General features: G+C 75.8%; 17 protein-coding genes. 13 read left to right on the forward strand and 4 right to left on the reverse strand.

Annotated features, from left to right (window positions below):
• Positions 1 to 134: 134 nt before the first annotated feature.
• Positions 135 to 1,772, reverse strand: a complete 1,638-nt coding sequence (locus ACI8AK_RS18505) for a DUF349 domain-containing protein (RefSeq protein ID WP_456957451.1) — start codon at positions 1,770 to 1,772, stop codon at positions 135 to 137.
• Positions 1,773 to 1,812: 40 nt separating this feature from the next.
• Here ACI8AK_RS18505 and ACI8AK_RS18510 point away from each other — a divergent pair, with 40 nt between their 5' ends.
• Genes ACI8AK_RS18510 through dapF form a run of 3 tightly spaced genes read left to right on the forward strand, consistent with a single transcriptional unit; the run spans position 1,813 to position 4,321 of the window.
• Positions 1,813 to 2,517: a hypothetical protein gene (locus ACI8AK_RS18510; protein WP_456957453.1), complete on the forward strand. Its 705-nt coding sequence runs from the start codon at positions 1,813 to 1,815 to the stop codon at positions 2,515 to 2,517.
• Positions 2,514 to 3,434, forward strand: a complete 921-nt coding sequence (gene miaA / locus ACI8AK_RS18515) for a tRNA (adenosine(37)-N6)-dimethylallyltransferase MiaA (protein WP_456949364.1) — start codon at positions 2,514 to 2,516, stop codon at positions 3,432 to 3,434. Before ACI8AK_RS18510 ends, miaA begins: the two co-directional genes overlap by 4 nt.
• Entirely contained in the window at positions 3,431 to 4,321 is an 891-nt protein-coding gene (gene dapF, locus ACI8AK_RS18520) for a diaminopimelate epimerase (RefSeq protein ID WP_456949365.1), read from the forward strand. The genes miaA and dapF overlap by 4 nt, the downstream gene beginning before the upstream one ends.
• Here the strand turns inward: dapF and ACI8AK_RS18525 are convergent, their stop codons facing one another.
• Entirely contained in the window at positions 4,322 to 4,525 is a 204-nt protein-coding gene (locus tag ACI8AK_RS18525; RefSeq protein ID WP_456949366.1) for a hypothetical protein, read from the reverse strand. It abuts the gene before it with no gap.
• A gap of 152 nt (positions 4,526 to 4,677) precedes the next feature.
• Here ACI8AK_RS18525 and hflX point away from each other — a divergent pair, with 152 nt between their 5' ends.
• The 3 genes from hflX (at position 4,678) to ACI8AK_RS18540 (ending at position 8,044) form a co-directional block, all read left to right on the forward strand.
• A complete protein-coding gene (hflX, locus tag ACI8AK_RS18530; RefSeq protein WP_456949367.1) occupies positions 4,678 to 6,141 on the forward strand; it encodes a GTPase HflX in 1,464 nt (487 codons plus the stop codon).
• A 114-nt stretch (positions 6,142 to 6,255) separates the two neighbouring features.
• Positions 6,256 to 7,002, forward strand: a complete 747-nt coding sequence (locus ACI8AK_RS18535) for a phosphatase PAP2 family protein (RefSeq protein WP_456949368.1) — start codon at positions 6,256 to 6,258, stop codon at positions 7,000 to 7,002.
• Entirely contained in the window at positions 6,974 to 8,044 is a 1,071-nt protein-coding gene (locus ACI8AK_RS18540; RefSeq protein WP_456957454.1) for a hypothetical protein, read from the forward strand. Before ACI8AK_RS18535 ends, ACI8AK_RS18540 begins: the two co-directional genes overlap by 29 nt.
• A gap of 28 nt (positions 8,045 to 8,072) precedes the next feature.
• On the opposite strand, the gene lexA is transcribed toward ACI8AK_RS18540, so the two are convergent.
• Entirely contained in the window at positions 8,073 to 8,852 is a 780-nt protein-coding gene (gene lexA / locus ACI8AK_RS18545; RefSeq protein ID WP_456949370.1) for a transcriptional repressor LexA, read from the reverse strand.
• A 237-nt stretch (positions 8,853 to 9,089) separates the two neighbouring features.
• Here lexA and ACI8AK_RS18550 point away from each other — a divergent pair, with 237 nt between their 5' ends.
• The 5 genes from ACI8AK_RS18550 (at position 9,090) to ACI8AK_RS18570 (ending at position 16,338) form a co-directional block, all read left to right on the forward strand.
• On the forward strand, positions 9,090 to 9,725 hold the full coding sequence (locus ACI8AK_RS18550; RefSeq protein WP_456957455.1) for a LysM peptidoglycan-binding domain-containing protein: 636 nt from the start codon (positions 9,090 to 9,092) through the stop codon (positions 9,723 to 9,725).
• Between the two features lie 117 nt (positions 9,726 to 9,842).
• Positions 9,843 to 10,430, forward strand: a complete 588-nt coding sequence (locus ACI8AK_RS18555; RefSeq protein ID WP_456957457.1) for a hypothetical protein — start codon at positions 9,843 to 9,845, stop codon at positions 10,428 to 10,430.
• 489 nt (positions 10,431 to 10,919) lie between these two features.
• Positions 10,920 to 11,465 (forward strand): transcriptional regulator NrdR, encoded by a 546-nt coding sequence (gene nrdR, locus ACI8AK_RS18560; RefSeq protein ID WP_387992657.1) that lies wholly within the window; start codon positions 10,920 to 10,922, stop codon positions 11,463 to 11,465.
• A gap of 136 nt (positions 11,466 to 11,601) precedes the next feature.
• Complete coding sequence (locus tag ACI8AK_RS18565) at positions 11,602 to 14,481, forward strand: vitamin B12-dependent ribonucleotide reductase (RefSeq protein ID WP_456949373.1); 2,880 nt, start codon at positions 11,602 to 11,604, stop codon at positions 14,479 to 14,481.
• 402 nt (positions 14,482 to 14,883) lie between these two features.
• On the forward strand, positions 14,884 to 16,338 hold the full coding sequence (locus tag ACI8AK_RS18570; protein WP_456957459.1) for an FAD-binding oxidoreductase: 1,455 nt from the start codon (positions 14,884 to 14,886) through the stop codon (positions 16,336 to 16,338).
• A 118-nt stretch (positions 16,339 to 16,456) separates the two neighbouring features.
• Here ACI8AK_RS18570 and ACI8AK_RS18575 read toward each other — a convergent pair whose 3' ends face one another.
• Positions 16,457 to 16,762 carry a hypothetical protein gene (locus tag ACI8AK_RS18575; protein ID WP_456957461.1) on the reverse strand — a complete coding sequence of 102 codons (306 nt, stop codon included), beginning with the start codon at positions 16,760 to 16,762 and terminating at the stop codon, positions 16,457 to 16,459.
• A 298-nt stretch (positions 16,763 to 17,060) separates the two neighbouring features.
• Between ACI8AK_RS18575 and ACI8AK_RS18580 the strand changes: the two genes are divergently transcribed.
• The gene (locus ACI8AK_RS18580; RefSeq protein ID WP_456957463.1) at positions 17,061 to 18,752 is read left to right on the forward strand and encodes a multicopper oxidase domain-containing protein; all 1,692 of its coding nucleotides are present in this window, start codon (positions 17,061 to 17,063) and stop codon (positions 18,750 to 18,752) included.
• On the forward strand, positions 18,749 to 19,864 hold the full coding sequence (locus ACI8AK_RS18585; RefSeq protein ID WP_456903493.1) for a flavin-containing monooxygenase: 1,116 nt from the start codon (positions 18,749 to 18,751) through the stop codon (positions 19,862 to 19,864). The genes ACI8AK_RS18580 and ACI8AK_RS18585 overlap by 4 nt, the downstream gene beginning before the upstream one ends.
• The last annotated feature ends 3 nt before the right edge of the window (positions 19,865 to 19,867 follow it).

Genomic DNA, 19,867 nt, shown 5'->3' on the forward strand with positions numbered 1-19,867 from the left:
CGCCGCCGACGAGGCAGCCCCCACCACGAGCGCCGCGGGGGGCCCCCCCACGCCCCCCCCCCCCCCCCCCCCCCCCCCCCCCCCCCCCCCCCCCCCCCCCCCCCCCCCCCCCCCCCCCTCCCGTGTGCGGACGGCTAGCGGCGGGAGGACCGCTCGGCCTCGGCCAGCCACTCGCGGCGGGTCTCCAGGTCCGCCCGCGCCCGGGAGATCCGCTTCGCGTCCCCGGAGGCCTCGGCCTTGGCCAGCTGCTCCTCGGCCTTGGTGACGGCGGCCCGCATCGAGGCGACCATCGGGTTCTCCGGCGCGGTGCGCACCCGGCCGGCGGGGGGGGGGGGGGGGGCGGCCGGCGCGCCCCCCCCCCGCCCGCCGGCCCCCCCCCCCCCCCACCCCCCCCCCACCTCCCGCCCCCCCCCCGCCCCCCCCCCCCCCCCCCCCCCCCCCCCCCCCCCCCCCCGCTGCTCGACGGCCTGCATGCGGTCCTCCAGCGAGCGCATCGCGCCGCGCGGCACGTGGCCGATGGCGTCGTAGCGCTCCTGGATCCGGCGCAGCGCGGCCTGGGCGCCGCGCAGGTCGGTCGACGGGTCGAGCTTCTCGGCCTCGGCCAGCAGCTCCTCCTTCGCCTGCTGGTTGGCCAGCTGCTCGGAGTTGCGCGCCTTGTCCGACTCCGCGCGGGCGGTGAAGAAGACGTCCTGCGCGGCGCGGAACTGCTTCCACAGGTCGTCGTCGCCGTCGCGGCCGGTGCGCGGCACCGCCTTCCAGCGGTCCATGAGCGACCGCATCGCGGCGCTGGTCGGGCCCCAGTCGGTCGACGTCGACAGCCGCTGCGCCTCGGCGATGAGCTCCTGCTTGGCCGCGCGCGCCTCGCCGCGCTGGGCGTCGAGGGCGGCGAAGTGCGCGCCGCGGCGGCGGCCGAAGGCGTCCCGGGCGGCCGCGAAGCGCGACCACAGCGCCTCGTCGGTCTTCCGGTCGATCCCGCGGATGGTCTTCCACTCCTCGACGATCGCCTTGAGCCGGTCGCCGGCGGCCTTCCACGACGTCGACTCCGCGGCGATCTGCTCCGCCTCGGCGGCCAGCGCCTCCTTGCGGGCGACCTGCGCGGCGCGGGCGGCGGCCTTCTCGGCGCGCGACTCGGCGGCGGCTGAGTCGGCGGTGTCGACCATCGCGCGGGCGCGGGCGGCCAGCCCGTCGAGGTCGCCGACGGCGGTGGCCGCGGGGATGGTGTCGGCCAGCGCCTGCGCCTTGGCCTTGATCTCGTTCGGGTTGCCGGTGTGCGCCTTCAGCCGGGCCTCGAGCAGCCCGACCTCGGTCGCCAGGTCGTCGTAGCGGCGGGCGAAGTGCGCCAGGCCCGCGGCCGGGTCGCCGGCCTGCCAGGAGCCGACCGCGCGCTCGCCGTCGGCGGTGCGCACGTAGACGGTCCCGTCCTCGTCGACCCGGCCCCACTGCGCGGGGTCCGACGCCGCCTCGGCGGCCGGCGCGGTCACCACCCCGGCGGGCGGCGCGGCCTCGGGGGCGGCGGCCTCGGGGGTCGCGGTCTCGGCGGCGGGGGTCTCGGCGGCGGGGGTCTCGGCAGCGGGGGCCGCGGCGGCGGGGGTCTCGGCGGCGGGGGCCTCGGCCTCGGGAGCGCTCCCGCCCGCCGCCGGGTCGGCCAGCGCCGCCGCGTCGGGGGTGGGCGCGGCGGGCGTCCCGGCCTCCGGGGTGACCGCGTCGGGACCCGCCGTCTCGGGCGTGGGGACCTGCTGCGACCCGTCTCCGGGGTTCGTCGTGCTCGACACGCACCGCAGTGTCCCACGCCGCATCGGCGAGACTGCTCCGGTGAGCAGCAGTCCCGCCGCAGCCGTCCCGGTCGCGTTCTGCCCGTGCCCGCCGCTGCTGCTCCCCGAGGTCGCCGGACGGGCCGCCGCGGACACCGCCGCGCTGCGCGCCGCGTGCACCGACGCGGTCGCCGCGCTGGTGGCGGCCGCACCGGGCCCGGTGGTCATCGTCGGCCCCGACGCGGAGGGCCGGCACGGCCCGGGCGACGCCGGGGACCTGCGCGGGTTCGGCGTGGACGTCGAGGTGCCGCTGGACGGGGAGGTGCGGCCTGGCGGCCGGCGGTTGCCGCTGTCGCTGACCGTCGGCGCGTGGCTGCTGCGCCGCGCCGGGCACCCCGGCCCGCGCGTCGGCGTCGGCCCCGGCGACCTCGCCGCCGCCGTCGCGGAGCTGCCTGGTGCCGGCCTGCTGGTCATGGGCGACGGCTCCGCGCGCCGCAGCGAGAAGGCGCCCGGCCACCTCGACCCCGCCGCCGCGCCCTTCGACGCCGCCGTCGCCGCGGCGCTGGCCGCCGGGGACGCCGCCGCGCTTGCCGCGCTGGACCCGGCCGAGGGGGAACGGCTGCTGGCGGCCGGCGTGCCGGCCTGGCGGGCGGCCGGCGCGCTGCTGGCCGGCCGGGACGTCGCCGCCGAGCTGCGCTTCGACGACGCCCCGTTCGGCGTGGGCTACCTCGTGGCGTCCTGGACGGCCGCCGGGACCACCCCGTGACGGCGCCGCCCGTCGTCGCCGTTGTGGGGCCGACGGCGACCGGCAAGACCGCGCTCGCGGTGACGCTGGCGCAGCGGCTCGGCGGCGAGGTGGTCAACGCCGACTCGATGCAGCTCTACCGCGGCATGGACATCGGCACCGCCAAGCCCGACCTCGCCGAGCGGCAGGGCGTGCCGCACCACCTGCTCGACGTCTGGTCCGTGCGGCAGGCGGCGTCGGTGGCCGAGTACGCGCGGCTGGCGCGGGCGGAGGTGGACCGGCTGCGGGCTCGCGGGGTGCTGCCGCTGCTGGTCGGCGGGTCGGGGCTGTACGTGCGCGCCGTCCTCGACGACCTCGACATCCCCGGCACCGACCCCGCCGTGCGGGCCCGGCTGCAGGCGGAGCTGGAGGAGTCCGGCCCCGCCGCGCTGCACGCCCGGCTGGCCGCGGTCGACCCCGCCGCCGCGGCGGCGGTCCTGCCGTCGAACGGGCGGCGGATCGTGCGCGCGCTGGAGGTCGTGGAGATCACCGGCCGGCCGTTCCGCGCGACGCTGCCCGAGCCGCGGCCGCACTACCCGGCGGTGGTCGTCGGCCTGGACCGCGAGCCCGCCGAGCTCGACGAGCGGGTCGCCGCCCGGGTGGACCGGATGTGGGCCGCCGGGTTCGTCGCCGAGGTCGAGGCGCTGGTGGCCGAGGGTCTGCGCGAGGGCCCCACCGCCTCCCGGGCGCTCGGCTACGCGCAGGTGCTCGCCCAGCTCGACGGCGCGCTCACGGCTGACGAGGCGCGCGAGCGGACGGTGGGCACCACCCGCCGCTTCGTCCGCCGGCAGCGCTCCTGGTTCCGCCGGGACGCGGCGACGACGTGGTTCGACGCCGCCCGCCCCGACCTCGCCGACGCCGTCGGGGCGCTGCTCGCCGGCCGTACGATCGGGCGGTGAGCGACCGGTTCCTCCTCGGGCACGGCACCGAGAACGACTTCGTCGTCCTGCCCGACCCCGACGGGGACCGCTGGCCCGAGGCCCGCCTCGACGCCGCCCTCGTGCAGCGGCTGTGCGAGCGCCGTGCCGGCCTCGGCGGCGACGGCGTCCTGCGGGTCGTGCGCAGCCGGCACGTGCCCGACGCGCCCGCCGTCCTCGGCGACGCCCTCGACGCCTGCGAGTGGTTCATGGACCACCGCAACGCCGACGGCTCGCACGCGGAGATGTGCGGCAACGGCATCCGGCTGTTCCTGCACGCGCTGGTCACCGAGGGCCTGCTCGACCGCGCCGCCTGCGCCGACGGCGTGCTGGTCGGCACCCGGGGCGGCCCGCGGCGGGTCGGCGCGGGCGCCGACGGAACCTACTGGGTCGACATGGGCCCGGCCCGGCCGTTCGGCCGCGGCGAGGCCACCGTCGGCGGCCAGGCGTTCCCCGGTCAGGCGGTGTCGATGGGCAACCCCCACCTGGTCTGCCTGACCGACGCCGACCTCGACGCCCTGGACCTCGGCCGGCAGCCGGACTTCGACGCGGGCCTGTTCCCCGAGGGCGTCAACGTCGAGTTCGTGCGGGTGCTCGCGAGCCCGGCCGAGGGCGCCGACGCGCACGTGCGGCTGCGGGTGCACGAGCGCGGGGTGGGGGAGACCCGCTCCTGCGGCACCGGCGCCTGCGCCACGGCGTACGCGGCGCTGGCGGCGGGCGCGGACGACGCCGCGGTGCGCGGCACCGTCGTCGTCGACGTCCCCGGCGGCCGGCTCACGGTGGACGTCTCCCCGGAGACGACGGTGCTGCGCGGTCCCGCCGTCGTCGTCGCCTCCGGCGAGCTGACCCGGGAGTGGCTCGGCGCCTGACTAGGGGGTGTCCGGGGTGTCGGCGCGCGTCTCGGGCTCGTCGGTCGGCGCCTCGGGCTTGTCGCCGGGGCCCACGTTGCCGGTGCCGCGCGGCTTGCCGGCCCCGGTGTCCTGGTCGGCGCCGCCGAAGGGGTTGCGCGGCACCTCGAGGCCGGCGGGGTCGCGGCCGGGGTCGTCGGTGCCGGCGTCGCTGCTGGTGCTCACGGGAGTTCCTCCTCGGCTGTGGTGTCCGTCCCGCCCTACCCGCCTCCCGGCGGGATGCACCTGACCCGTTCCGGTGTTGTAGGGGACGTATGACGACTGCAGAGACGACAACCCAGGTGACCGGCGCGGCCTCGCGTGTCACGCTGGACGTGATGACGACCGCCCCCGAGAGCACCCCGCTCGACGACGACACGCTCGCCGAGACCCGTCCCGCGCCGGCCGGCCAGTGGGACGAGGACGACGACACGACCGGCTCCTACGCCCTCGAGGCCCGTGGCGCACTGCGCCGGGTCGCCGGGCTGTCCACCGAACTCGCCGACGTCACCGAGGTCGAGTACCGGCAGCTGCGCCTCGAGCGCGTGGTGCTCGTCGGCGTGTGGACCGAGGGCACCCAGGCCGACGCCGACCGCTCGCTGGCCGAGCTGGCCGCGCTCGCCGAGACCGCGGGCTCCCAGGTCCTCGAGGCGGTGAGCCAGCGGCGGGACAAGCCCGACGCCGGCACCTACGTGGGCTCGGGCAAGGCGAACGAGATCCGCGACATCGTGGCCGCGACCGGCGCCGACACCGTGATCTGCGACGGCGAGCTGACCCCCGGCCAGCTCAACGCGCTGGAGAAGATCCTCAAGGTCAAGGTGGTCGACCGGACCGCGCTGATCCTCGACATCTTCGCCCAGCACGCCACCAGCCGGGAGGGCAAGGCCCAGGTCGAGCTGGCGCAGATGCAGTACATGCTGCCGCGCCTGCGCGGGTGGGGTGAGTCGATGTCCCGGCAGGCCGGTGGGCGTGTCGCCGGCGGTGGCGGCATCGGTACCCGCGGCCCCGGTGAGACCAAGATCGAGACCGACCGGCGGCGGATCCGGTCCCGGATGAGCAGGCTGCGCCGGGAGATCACCGGCATGGCCACCGCCCGGGTCACCCAGCGGCAGTCCCGCAGCCGCAACGCCGTCCCGAGCGTGGCGATCGCCGGGTACACCAACGCCGGCAAGTCCAGCCTGCTCAACCGGCTGACCGGCGCGGGCGTGCTCGTGGAGAACGCGCTGTTCGCCACGCTCGACCCGACGGTGCGCCGCGCCATGACGCCCGACGGCCGCGAGTTCACGCTCACCGACACCGTCGGCTTCGTGCGGCACCTGCCGCACCAGCTCGTCGACGCCTTCCGCTCCACGCTGGAGGAGGTGGCCGGCGCCGACCTGCTGCTGCACGTCGTCGACGGCTCCGACCCCGACCCGCTCGGCCAGATCGACGCGGTGCACGTGGTGCTGCGGGAGATCGACGCCGCGGCGGTGCCCGAGCTGATCGTCGTCAACAAGGTCGACGCCATGACCGAGGACGACGTGCTGACCCTGCGCCGGGCGCTGCCCGGTGCCGTCTGGGTCTCCGCGCGCACCGGTGAGGGCCTCGAGCAGCTGCGCGAGGTCGTGGCCGCCCGGCTGCCGCACCCGGACGTCGAGGTCGAGGTGCTCGTGCCCTACGACCGCGGCGACCTGGTCGCCCGCGTGCACCGCGACGGCGAGGTGCTCAGCGAGGAGCACGAGGCCGCCGGCACCCGGCTGACCGCCCGCGTCGACGGCGGGCTGGCCGCCGCGCTCGAGCGGTTCGCCGTCCCGGTCGGCTGACCGCCACTGCACCCAGGGCCGCCCGGGTGCCCGGCTCCGCGCCGGGTGCCCGGGCGGCTCGCCGTTCCGGCCCGCCGAGGTCACGGACGGGTCACGGCCCGGTACCGTGATCCGGTGACCAGCGGCGTGGTGCGGCGCACTCCCGGCGCGCCGGCCGGGCGCCCGGAGCGGACCGCCCGGCCGCCCGCCGTGGTGCGTGCCGGGCGCCCGCCGTGGTGGCTGCTGGTCGTCGCGTTCGCGGTCACCGTCGGGGTGACCGTCGACCTGCTCAGCCGCGGGGTGCTCGAGCGGCTGGACCTCGAGGTCTCCGAGGTGGTCAGCGCCTGGGACCTGCGGAACTCCCCGGCCTACTGGCCGGTCTGGGCGGTCACCCAGATCGGCGGCCGCGGGACGATCCTCATCGTGCTCGCCGCCCTGGTCGGCTGGCTGTGCCTGCGGGAACGGACGCTGCTGCCGCTGGTGCGGGTGGTCACGGCGCTGGCGCTGCTCACCGTCGTCGTCTACGCGTTCAAGTTCGGCACCGGCCGCACCGCGCCCGCCTATCCCGGCTCCTTCTTCCACCGCGACGGCGCCAGCTACCCCTCCGGGCACGTGGCCAACGCGGTGCTCATGTGGGGCGTGGCGCGCTGGCAGGCGGTCGAGTACGGGCTCGGGCCGCGGGTGCAGCGCACGCTGTGGTGGCTGGCCGTCGTCGGGCCGGTGGCCACCGGGATCGCGATGGTCTCGCTGGACTTCCACTGGGTCACCGACGCCGTGGTGGGCGCGGCCGTCGGGCTGCTGCTGCTGGGCGTGGTCCACGCACTGGACGCGCTGGTGCTGTCACGCTGGGCGAGTGCCCGAGCCGGCCGCCCGTCCGCGTAGCGCCGCCCGGCGGGCACCGGCCGTCCTGCTGACCGCGGGCCTGCTCGCCCTCCCGGCGGCCCCGGCCGGCGCCGAGGAGCCGGCCGCCCCGTCGGTCCGCTGCCAGGTGACCGACCCGCGGCTGGCCGAGCTCTCCGGCCTCGTCGACGTCGGCGACCGGATGCTCGCCGTGGTCGACGGCGGGGACCAGGTGGCCGTGTACGTGCTCGACGACGCGTGCCAGGTGGTCGACGTGACCACCGCGCCGGTGGACCCCTACGACCCCGAGGACCTCGGCGTCGGTCCCGACGGCACCGTGTGGCTGGCCGACACCGGCGACAACACCACGGTCCGGACGACGGTCGCGCTCGTCGCGCTGCGCCCCGACGGCGGGACGGCGCTGTACCGGCTGACCTATCCCGACGGCCCGCACGACGCCGAGGCGCTGCTGCTGGCCCCCGACGGCACCCCGTACGTGGTGACCAAGGAGGTGCTCGGGGCCAGCCACGTCTACCGGCCCGCCGCTCCGCTGGTCGACGGCGGCACGGTCGCGCTGGCCGACGTCGGCACGGTCGCGTTCACGCTCACCGGCACGCCGGGCGGTCCCGTGGGCCGGGCCGGTCAGCTGCTGGTCACCGGCGGGGCGGTCGCCCGCGACGGCAGCCGCATCGCGCTGCGCACGTACACCGACGCCTACGTCTGGCCGCTGACCGGTGCCGACGTCCCGGGGGCGCTGGCCGGCGAGCCGGTGCGGATCGCGCTGCCCGAGGCGCCGCAGGGGGAGGCGGTGTCGTTCACCGCGGACGGCCGCGCGCTGCTGCTGGCGGGCGAGGGCGTGCCCGGGGACGTCACCGCGGTACCGGTCCCGGCGGGGTCCGCGCCGCCCGCGCCGGCAGGGTCCGACGCCGCCGACACCTCGCCGTCGGCGCTGCTCGGGGGGGACCCCGCGGGCCTCTCGCCGGTGACCGCGGGCGTGGCCGCCGCCGTCGTCGCGACCGCGCTGGTGTGGATCGGCGGGCGACTGCGCCGCCGCCGGTCCGGTGGTCCGCCCGCCGGCGCCTGAGCTCCGGCGCCGGCGGGGGACCTGCGGCTCAGACCCGCCGCAGGACCGTGACGACGCGGCCGAGGATGGTGGCCTCGTCGCCGGGGATCGGCTCGTAGGCCGGGTTGTGCGGCAGCAGCCAGACGTGCCCGTCGCGGCGCTTGTAGGTCTTCACGGTGGCCTCGCCGTCGAGCATCGCGGCGACGATCTCGCCGTTCTCGGCGGTGGGCTGCTGACGGACGACCACCCAGTCGCCGTCGCAGATGGCCGCGTCGACCATCGAGTCGCCGGCGACGCGCAGCATGAACAGCGTGCCCTCGCCGACGAGCTCGCGGGGCAGCGGGAAGACGTCCTCGACGGCCTGCTCGGCGAGCACCGGGCCACCGGCCGCGATCCGCCCGACCAGCGGCACGTAGGTCGGGGCGGCCGAGCCGTCGGCGGCCGCGGCGGGTGCCGCCGGGGCGGCCTCGCCCGCGGTCTCGCCGGGCAGCCGCACGTCGAGCGCGCGGGGCCGGTTGGGGTCGCGCCGCAGCCAGCCCTTCTTCTGCAGCACCGACAGCTGGTGGGCGACCGACGACGCCGACGACAGGCCGACCGCCTCGCCGATCTCGCGGACCGAGGGCGGATAGCCCCGCCGCTCGATCGAGTCGCGGATGACCTCGAGGACCCGGCGCTGGCGCTGGGTCAGGCCGTCACCGGCCTCCCCGCGGTCGGGGAAGGTGCGCACGGCGCCCGTGCCGTCCGTGCCGGCGCCGCGCTCCGCGGCCGGACGGCGGGTCGCCGTGCCGCCGCCCCGGGTGCCCTGGCCGGTCCCGCTCGTGCCCGCCACGTCTCCTCCTCGCCGGCCGCGTCCCCGCGGCCCGTCCGTCGCCCTCCCGGCCCGGGGGCCGGTCGGCGGGCGGTGCGCCCGCACGGACCGTAGCGCGCCGGCGCCGCAGGTTCAAACGTGTGTTCGAAGGACACGCCGCGCCGCTCTCGCACTCGTCGGACCCGTGCGGTAGACATCCGGACAGACGTTCGATCGAACACGCGTTCGAAGCGTTCGACCCGATCAGGAGGAGCGGTCATGGGCAGCGTGCGGCAGGCAGTGCTCGAGTTCGACGCGGCGGTCCGGGTCCCGTGGCGGCCGCCGCTCCGCGGGGAGGTCGCGACCGCGTCCGCCGGCGCACGCCGGTCCGCGTCCCCGGGTGGCGCCGGCCGGCCGGCGCAGCGCGCCGCCCTGCCGGGCTCCGGTCCCCGCGTCACCGGGCACCTGCGGCCGGTGCCCGACCGTCCCGCCGCGGCTCCCGCGCGCACCGCCGGCCCGGCCGCCGAGGGGCCGCGCACCCGCCGCGACCCGGCCCGCCCGAGCGGGCGGCCGGTGCGCTCGGAGCCCGCCCGGGCCGCCGTCCGCGCGCGGTGCGCACCGGCCCCGGCGCCGGTGCGGCTGACCCGCCGCGGGCGCCGCCTGGTCACCGTGCTGGTCCTCGCCGCCGGCGTCGGCGGCGCCGCCCTCGGCTGCGGATTCCTCGCTCCCGACGACGGCCTGCGCCTGGCCGGCGAGAGCAGTGTCGTGGTCGAGAGCGGTGACACGGTGTGGTCGATCGCCGCGGAGGTCGCCGGCGCCGGCCAGGACGTGCGCGCGGTGGTCGACGCGATCCAGGCGCTCAACGACCTGGAGGGGGCGGTCGTCGTCCCCGGGCAGGTGCTGCGCCTGCCGTAGGCGCTCCGCCCGGCGTCGTCGTCACGAGAAGTGACGAGAGCGCGCCGGTGACTTCGTCAACCCTCCGGGCCCGGTCGTTGACGGTCCGGAGTCATCAGGACACTTACGGTCAGGAGCGTGTCAGCAGCCGTGGACAGCAGCGCAGCGGTGACCTTCCGCTCCCCGCAGGACGTCGAGGTCCTCGTGGACGGCGCCTGGGTGCCGGGCGCCATGCTCGGCTGGCGGCACGACGCGACCGGCGGCTGCGAGGCCCGGGTCCGGCTGCGCGACGCCGGGGTGGCCGTGGGGGAGCAGGACGCCTGGGTGGACCTGGTCGCCGTCCGGCTGCCCGAGCGGCACCTGACGCTGGCGTCCGGCCGCGCGAACGGTGCCGCCGACGCGGCGGGGACGGTCGTGATGCCGGCCGTCGGCCCGCGCGCCGTCGTCCCGGGGGCGCGCCCCGCGCGCCGGGGCGTCCGCCGGCACGGTGGCGACGTCACCGCCGAGCAGCCCGCCGTCGCCCCGTCCGCCGTGGGCCGGCACCGTGCGCCCGGCGGTTCGGGCCGGCACCGCGCGGCGACCGCCGAGATGCCGGTCGTCACCTGCCCGGCCCCGGCCGGCGGTGCGGTCGCCGACGAGCCGGACATGCTGACCCGCCCGATCCGGCTCGGTGACCTGGTGCCCCACCCCCGCGGCGGTCGTCCCGCCGTCCGCCCCACCGCCTGACCCGTCGCCGGGGCGTGTCCCCGGCGGTCCTTCCGGCACACCTCCACCGGCGTCCCCGGGAGGCGCCTGCGCGCCCTCCGGGTGCCCGCCCGCGTCCTGCCGGCTGCGGCCGGGTACACCCGCACGACCCCTCCCGCGCGCCGACACGCGCGGTACCCCGGCGTGTCGTGTGACGGGAGGGGTCCCTGCTCGCGCCTGGTCACCACGGGGTCACGGCCGGATCTCGGTGGAAGAGACACGCGGGTTCTCGTCTTGCAGATGTAGTGGAGCGCGGCCTACTGTCCCCCTACATCTAGTAGTTGCACCGATGGAAGTCCTCCACAGGCCGTCCTCAGGACCTCCACGGGGTGTCCACCGGATGTCCCCAGAGGGGTCCACAGACAGACGCAGGCGGGCGGGTCCGGCAGGACCGGACGAGCCCGCCGGCACGAGCCGCCCGAACCGGGTCCCCGGTCCGGGCGGGTCTTCCGCGGAGGGAGGTGAACCGCAGTGCGCTGCCCGTTCTGCCACAACCCCGACAGCCGCGTGATCGACTCGCGCGAGGCCGACGAGGGGGCCACCACCCGTCGCCGCCGCTCGTGCCCGGCCTGCGGCCGCCGGTTCACCACCGTCGAGGAGGCGGTGCTCGCCGTCGTCAAGCGCAGCGGGGTGAGCGAGCCGTTCAACCGGACCAAGGTCGTCGCCGGCGTGCGGCGTGCCTGCCAGGGCCGGCCGGTCGACGAGGACCAGCTCCAGCAGCTGGCCCAGCAGGTCGAGGACGCCATCCGCGCCAGCGGCGTGGCCGAGGTCCCCAGCCACGAGGTGGGGCTGGCCATCCTGCAGCCGCTGCGCGAGCTCGACGAGGTCGCCTACCTGCGCTTCGCCAGCGTCTACCGCGCCTTCACCTCGGTCGAGGACTTCGAGAAGGAGATCACCGAGCTGCGGGCCCGCCACCACCGCGGCGGCACCCCGCCGCTGCCCGGGCTGCAGATCGAGCCGCCGGCGCCGCGCCGCCGGGGCTCCGCCCGCACCCCCTCCACCGCCCGCGACGGCTGACCGCCGCCCGCGCGACCAGACGTGCGCCGGCAGCGTCGCCGGCCCTCTCAGCACCACCGGAACCGTCAGCAGGACCAGATAGGAACAGGGTGGCTCTCTTCCCCAGCCGCCCGTACCACTCACCGAGGGAGAGCTCGTGACCGAGATCGAGGACCGCCCGGCAGGCCGTACGCGCCGGGCCGCCAAGGCGCCGACCAGGGGGAAGGGCCTGAAGGTCAAGCGGGTCTACACGACCGCCGGCGTCCACCCGTACGACGAGGTGACGTGGGAGCGTCGCGACGTCGTCATGACCAACTGGCGTGACGGCTCGATCAACTTCGAGCAGCGCGGCGTCGAGTTCCCCGCCGAGTGGAGCATCAACGCCACCAACATCGTCACCACGAAGTACTTCCGCGGCGCCGTCGGCACCCCGCAGCGGGAGACCAGCCTGCGTCAGCTCATCGACCGGGTGGTGCTCACCTACGGCGCGGCCGGTCGCGAGCACGGCTACTTCGCCACCGAGGGCGACGCCGAGGTCTTCGAGCACGAGCTGACCTGGATGCTGCTGCACCAGGTGTTCAGCTTCAACAGCCCCGTGTGGTTCAACGTCGGCACGAGCGCGCCGCAGCAGGTCAGCGCCTGCTTCATCCTCGCCGTCGACGACACGATGGACTCGATCCTCAACTGGTACCGGGAGGAGGGGCTGATCTTCAAGGGCGGCTCCGGCGCCGGCCTGAACCTCTCCCGCATCCGCTCGTCCAAGGAGCTGCTGTCCTCCGGCGGCACCGCCTCCGGCCCGGTCAGCTTCATGCGCGGCGCCGACGCCTCCGCCGGGACCATCAAGTCCGGTGGCGCCACCCGGCGCGCGGCCAAGATGGTCGTCCTCGACATCGACCACCCCGACATCGAGGAGTTCATCGAGACCAAGGCGCGCGAGGAGGACAAGATCCGCGCGCTGCGGGACGCCGGGTACGACATGGACCTCGGCGGCAAGGACATCACCAGCGTCCAGTACCAGAACGCCAACAACTCGGTCCGGGTCTCCGACGAGTTCATGCGCGCGGTGGAGGACGGCACCGACTTCGGCCTGCGCGCCCGCCTCGACGGCTCGGTCATCGAGGAGGTCGACGCCCGGGGCCTGTTCCGCAAGGTCACCCAGGCCGCCTGGGAGTGCGCCGACCCCGGCATCCAGTACGACGACACCATCAACGACTGGCACACCAACCCCGAGACGGGCCGGATCAACGCGTCCAACCCCTGCTCGGAGTACATGAGCCTGGACAACAGCTCGTGCAACCTGGCGTCCCTGAACCTCATGAAGTTCCTCAAGGACGACGGGACGTTCGACGCCAAGACCTTCGTCAAGGCCGTCGAGCTGGTCATCACGGCGATGGACATCTCGATCTGCTTCGCCGACTTCCCGACCGAGCCGATCGGTGAGACCACCCGCGCCTACCGGCAGCTGGGCATCGGCTACGCCAACCTCGGCGCGCTGCTGATGGCCACCGGCCACGCCTACGACTCGCGCGGCGGCCAGACCCTGGCCGCGGCCATCACCTCGCTGATGACCGGCACCGCCTACCGCCGCTCGGCCGAGCTGGCCGGCATCGTCGGCGCGTACGAGGGCTTCGCCCGCAACGCCGACGCGCACGCCCGGGTGATGCGCAAGCACGCCGCCGCCAACGACGCCATCCGCCCGGTCGGCGCCGACGACGCCGACGTGCTGCGGGCCGCCACCGCCCAGTGGCAGGAGTGCCTGGAGATCGGCGCGGACAACGGCTGGCGCAACGCGCAGGCCTCGGTCCTCGCCCCCACCGGGACCATCGGCTTCATGATGGACTGCGACACGACCGGCATCGAGCCGGACTTCTCGCTGGTCAAGTACAAGAAGCTGGTCGGCGGCGGGTCCATGCAGATCGTCAACCAGACGGTTCCGCGGGCGCTGAAGAGCCTCGGCTACCAGGACGAGCAGGTCGAGGCGATCGTCGAGTACATCGCCGAGCACGGCCACGTCGTCGACGCCCCGAGCCTGCGCCCGGAGCACTACGAGGTGTTCGACTGCGCCATGGGCGAGCGGGCTATCTCCCCGATGGGCCACGTCCGCATGATGGCCGCGGTGCAGCCGTTCATCTCCGGCGCGATCAGCAAGACGGTCAACATGCCGGAGACGGCGACCGTCGAGGACGTCGAGAACATCTACTTCCAGGGCTGGAAGCTCGGCCTCAAGGCACTGGCGATCTACCGCGACAACTGCAAGGTCGGCCAGCCGCTGTCCGACGCCAAGGCCAGGAAGACCACTGCCGACGGTGGGGCCAAGGCCGAGGTGGAGGCCGCCCCGGTCGCCGCGACGTCGCACCCGGTCCGCCGCCGGCTGCCGAAGAAGCGGCAGAGCATGACGACGTCGTTCAGCGTCGCCGGCGCCGAGGGCTACATGACCGCCGGGATGTACGAGGACGGCAGCCTCGGCGAGGTGTTCCTCAAGCTCGGCAAGCAGGGCTCGACCCTGGCCGGTGTCATGGACGCCTTCTCGATCGGCATCTCGATCGCGCTGCAGCACGGTGTGCCGCTGGAGACCTACATCCAGAAGTTCACCAACATGCGCTTCGAGCCGGCCGGCATGACCGACGACCCGGACATCCGGATCGCCCAGTCGGTGATGGACTACATCTTCCGTCGCCTGGCACTGGACCACCTGCCGGTCGAGACGCGCGCGACCCTCGGCATCTTCACCGCCGAGGAGCGGGCGGCGCAGGTGTCGGGCACCTACGGCGGCTCCGCCTCGACGGCGGAGGTCGTCGAGGAGGAGGAGGTCGACGTCGAGGCGCTGCGCGGCTCGGTGCCGACCGAGGCGCCCGCCAAGCCGGAGCCGGCCGCCGAGAAGCCGGTGAAGGAGGCCCACTCCTCGGCCGAGCTGCTCGAGCTGGTCACGGGCAACGTCACCGACGCGCCGCTGTGCATGACCTGCGGCACGAAGATGCGTCCCGCCGGCAGCTGCTACGTCTGCGAGGGCTGCGGCTCCACCAGCGGCTGCAGCTGACCTGACCGGTCAGCGACGTCCCGCACCAGGCGGCAGGACGTCGGTGACCGATGACCGACCCGTCCACCGGCCCGGTCCCCTCGCGGGGCCGGGCCGGTGGCGTTCCGTGGGTCCGAGGACCGCTGGGAGCGAGGTGGACCGGGTGCTCCGTCCCGCTCGGCTGGGAAGGCGAGCGGGCCGGAGGCTCCGCACGGGCACCACCCACCGCACGGCAGGTCTCCGGCATGACCAGGCGGCGCGCTGGGCCAGCCACGGGTCACCACACGCCGGGACCCGCCGGTCGACCGGGGGTCCGGGGGAACACGCACCGGTGTCCGGCCGCGGATCACGTGCGACGGTGCTCCATCGCTTCCCAGCGGTCACGGACCACCGGAGGCGATCTCGAGTCCGCAGGGAGTCACCATGCCGCTCGACCATGCTGTCCTCACCCGCCTGGCCCGGTCCGTCGCCGGTGAGGTGCTGCGACCGGCCGACCCCGGGTTCGCCGCGGCACGGTCCGGGGCCGTCTGGAACGGCGCCATCACGCGCCAGCCGGCGCTGATCGTGCGGCCTACGTCGGCCGAGGAGGTCGCGCGGACCCTCGCTGTCGTGCGCGAGGAGGGGGTGGACCTGACCGTGCGCGGTGGCGGCCACAGCGGAGCCGGGAACGCCGTGGCCGAGGACGCCGTCATGATCGACCTGTCCCGGATCGCCGGCGTCCGGGTGGATGCGGAGGCCCACCGGGTCCACGTGGGAGGCGGCGCGACGTTGGCCGCCGTCGACGCCGCGACCGCGCCGCTCGGACTGGCCGTGGCCGGCGGCACGGTCAGCCACACGGGCGTCTCCGGCCTCACGCTGAGCGGCGGACTGGGCTGGTTGACGTCCCAGCAGGGGCTGGCGTGCGACAACCTGGTGGCCGCCACCCTGGTCACCGCCGACGGGCGCACCGTGACCGCCTCCGAGGACACGGAACCCGAGCTGTTCTGGGCACTGCGCGGCGCCGGCACCAACTTCGGGATCGTGACCGAGCTCGTGTTCGCCCCGCACGAGCTCAACCCCTTGGCGAACGTGGGCATGTTCTTCTGGCGACCGGACGACGCCCTCGAGCCGCTGCGCTTCCTCCGTGAGTACCTGTTCGACCTCCCGGCCGGGATCACCGGTGCCGTGGTCGGGATGTCCGCGCCGCCGGAGCCGTTCGTGCCCGAGGAGCACCGCGGCGAGCGTGGCGTCGCGGTGATGGTCGCCGGCTGGGGCAGCGTCGAGGAGCACGCCGCGGCGATCCGGCCGCTGCGGGAGCGCGACCCGCTGTTCGAGATGGTCACCCCGATCCCGCACGTGGCGCTGCAGCAGATGCTCGATGACGCCAACCCGTGGGGCATCCGCTCCTACGACAAGGGGCTGAACCTCGACCACCTGGGCGATGACGCGCTCGCGGTCATCCTGGAGCGGCTCCCCCTCATGCGCTCGCCGCTCTCCTACGTGCCGATGTTCCCGCTCACCGGCCGGTACAGCGAGATCTCCGACGACGCGACGGCGTGGGGCAGCCCCCGACGTCCGCACTGGGCGCTGGCTCTCCTCGCCATGGCCCCCGACGACGAGTCCTATGCGGCCGACCGCGTCTGGGTCCGCGACCTCTGGAACGCCTTGCGCCCCTACGCCCCCGACGACGGGACGTACCTGAACTTCGAGGCCGACACCGACGACCGGCGGGTGCGAGCCTCCTACGGGGAGCGCAAGTACCGCCGCCTCGCTGAGCTCAAGGCCGTGTGGGACCCGGACAACGTCTTCCGGCACAACCCCAACATCCCGCCCGCCCCGGCCGGCATCCCCTCGCCCCGCGAGGCCGTGCCGGCGCGGACCGGCGGGACCGTCCGCTGACCCCGGCGGCGCTCGTCGTCCGGCACGTCGGATGGGGATCGTTCCGGACGGCGCTCCACGCGGTGACCGACGCCGCTCCCGGGTCCCGTCCTCCGGGCCCTCCGGTGGGTCCGTCCGGTCAGGGCAGCCGCGCGAGCAGCGCCCGGGCGAACGCCTCGGCCGCCGGGTCGGCCGGCTCGTGCGTCGCCGCGGCGCGCAGCCAGCCCGCGAGCGGCGCGGCCAGCGCGGGGGAGAGAGCCGCGATCCACGCGCCGGTCCCGGCCCGCGCCTCGGCCACGTGCTCGGTGCTCCCGTCGGGGAGGTGTGCGACCACCTCGGGGCGGGTCGCCAGCAGTCCGCCGGTCCGCCAGTCGCCGGGGGTCGTCCGGGCGGCGAGCGCCTCGAGGCGGTCGGCCGCCGTCCGCAGCAACTGCTCGGGGTCCACGGCCGGATGGTGCCCGACGCTGCGACCGGGGGGCCCGGGACCAGGGTCTCCTGCTCCGGCCGGGCGCCGGGTCTCGACTCCCTGGGCGCCGCCGGGCCGGACCATCGCCGAGCGTCTGGACAGCCCACACCCGGCGGCGGTGCACTACCGGTCCGCACAGGAGGCGCCATGACTGCGGAGCACGTCGTCGAGCCCGCCCGCGCCGGTGCACGCGGCGCCGCGGACTCCCTCGGATCCCCTCACGTCGCCGGCGGCACCCGGAGCTGAGGCTCCACGCTCACCGACAGGAGGACGTCCCGTGGACACCTTCCTCTCCACCGACCTCACCGACCTGCCCGAGGCCGTCGCGCCCGAGGTGATCGAGCTGCGGAACGGCGAGGAGCTGCGGCTGCGCCCGGCTCCGGTCGCCAAGCGGATCGGGAACAGCACGGTGCGGATGCTGGCCTACAACGGCTCGATCCCCGGTCCCACGCTGAGGGTCCGGCAGGGCTCGGAGGTCGTCGTGCACGTCGTCAACGGCACCGACCTCGACACCACCGTGCACTGGCACGGGCTGCGCCTGGAGAACCGCTACGACGGCGTGCCGCACGAGACGCAGACCCCGATCCCGCCGGGCGGGGAGTTCAGCTACCGCATCCAGTTCCCCGACCCGGGCCTGTACTGGTACCACCCGCACGTCCGCGAGGACGTCACCCAGGAGCTGGGTCTCTACGGCAGCATCCTGGTCGACCCGGCCGAGCCGGACTACTGGCCGCCGGCGCACCGCGACGTGGTGCTGACCCTCGACGACCTGCTGCTCGAGGACGGCGCGATCGCCCCGTTCAGCCGCACCGAGACCAACTACGCGGCGATGGGCCGCTACGGCAACGTGATGCTCACCGGCGGGGAGACCGACCCGGCGTTCACCGCACGGACCGGCGAGGTCGTCCGGCTGTGGCTGACCGACACGGCCAACAGCCGGGTCTTCCGGGTGGCCGTGCCCGGTGCCCGGATGAAGCTCGTCGGCGGCGACAGCGGCCGGGTGGAGCACGAGGAGTTCGTCGCCGACGTCGTGCTGGCCCCGTCGGAGCGGGCGGTCGTGGACGTGCTGTTCGACCGGGCGGGCGAGTTCGCACTGGAGCACCGCACCCCGAACCGGACCTACCGGTTGGCGACGATCACCGTCACCGGCGAGGTCGCCGAGCCGCCGCTGGCCGAGCGGTTCGAGGCGCTGCGGACTGCGCCGGAGCTGGTGGCCGAGCGGGAGCAGCTCGGTGCGTGGCTGGCCGCGGCGCCCGACGAGGTCCTCGCGATCGTCGCCGAGATGGACGACCGGGCCGCGCCCGCGACGGCGGGACCGGCGACCTACGCCTGCCCGATGCACCCCGAGGTGGTCAGCGACCAGCCGGGGCGCTGCCCGAAGTGCGGCATGAAGCTGATGGCGACCGCCTCGGGCGGGAGCCACGGTCACGACGCGGGCCACGGTCACGACGCGGGCCACGGTCACGACGCGGGCCACGGCGCCGACGCCGCGGAGACGTCGGCGACGGGTCACGACGCCGCGCACACCCACCACCCAGGTCCCGCCCCCGCCGACGGGATCGAGTGGGAGGACGAGATGGCCGAGACGAACCGGGCCACCACCACGGAGACGATGCGCTGGAAGCTGCTGGACCGCACCGCCGGCCGCGACGGGCTCCCCGTCGACTGGCACTTCACCGTCGGTCAGCGGGTCAAGATCCGGCTGGTCAACGAGATGGACTCCGACCACCCGATGCACCACCCGTTCCACGTCCACGGCGCCGGCCGCTTCCTCGTCCTCGCCCGGGACGGGACCCCCGAGCCCAACCTGGTGTGGAAGGACACCGTGCTCATCCCGACCGGTCAGACCGTCGACCTCCTGCTCGACGTCACCAACCCCGGCCTGTGGATGGCGCACTGTCACATCGCCGAGCACATGCACGCCGGGATGATGTTCAGCTTCACCGTGGACCGGGGAGCGACGCCGTGACGGCGCCGACCGAGCCGCTCGACGTCGTCGTCGTGGGCGGCGGTCAGGCCGGCCTGGCGGCCGCCTGGCACCTGCGCGAGCGGGGACTGCGCTTCCTGGTCCTGGAGGCCGCGGCGGAGATCGGGCACACCTGGCGCACGCGCTGGGAGTCGCTGCGGCTGTTCACCCCGGCCGAGCACGACGCGCTGCCCGGCCTGCCGTTCCCGGCACCGGCCGGCACCTACCCGGGCAAGGAGGCGGTCGCCGACTACCTGCGCGACTACGCCGCCGCCTTCGACCTGCCGGTGCGGCTGGACGCGCGGGTGACCGGGCTGCAGCGCACCGGTGCCGGGTTCCGGATCAGCACCGCCGCGGGGACCTACAGCGCCCGGCAGGTCATCGTGGCCACCGGACCGTTCCAGACCCCGTTCGTCCCGCCGCTGTCCGCCGGGCTGGACGGGTCGGTGACCCAGCTGCACAGCTCCGGGTACCGCAGCCCCGACGCTCTGCCCGAGGGGCCCGTGCTGGTCGTCGGCGGCGGCAACTCCGGCTTCCAGATCGCCGAGGAGCTGGCCCGGACCCGGCCGGTGCAGCTGTCGGTCGGCGCGGCGTACCCGGCGCTGCCGCAGCGGCTGCTCGGCCGCGACCTGTTCTGGTGGCTGACCCGGCTGCGGCTGATGCGGGTGCCCGCCGGTTCCCGGCTCGGCCGGCGGATGCAGTCCCGCGGCGAGTTCCTGATCGGCAGCAGCCGGCGGGGCCTGCTGCGGGCGGGTGTCCGGTTCCGGCCGCGGCTGGCCGACGCCGCCGGCCGCACGGTGCGGTTCGCCGACGGCACCAGCGGGGAGGTGGGCGTCGTCGTGTGGGCGACCGGCTACCGGCCCGACCACTCCTGGATCGACGTCCCGGGAGTCCTGCGCGACGGCCGTGTGGTCCACACCCGCGGGATCACCGACGTCCCCGGGCTGTACTTCCTCGGCCTGTCCTGGCAGCACACCCGCGGCTCGGCGCTGCTGGGCTTCGTCGCCGACGACGCCGCCCACGTGGTCGACGCCGCCGCGAGGAGCAGCGCACCCGTACCCGGGCCACGCGGTGCGCCCGACGCGCAGGCGACCCCCCACGACGTCCGGCACTGAACG

The sequence above is a fragment of the Geodermatophilus sp. SYSU D00867 genome (genome assembly GCF_054050315.1).

What these genes read in the sequence shown, in the direction of transcription:
- hflX (WP_456949367.1), top strand. Translation starts at nt 4,678, where the DNA reads ATGACGACCGCCCCCGAGAGCACCCCGCTCGACGACGACACGCTCGCC.
- ACI8AK_RS18550 (WP_456957455.1), top strand. Translation starts at nt 9,090, where the DNA reads ATGGGCAGCGTGCGGCAGGCAGTGCTCGAGTTCGACGCGGCGGTCCGG.
- ACI8AK_RS18570 (WP_456957459.1), top strand. Translation starts at nt 14,884, where the DNA reads ATGCCGCTCGACCATGCTGTCCTCACCCGCCTGGCCCGGTCCGTCGCC.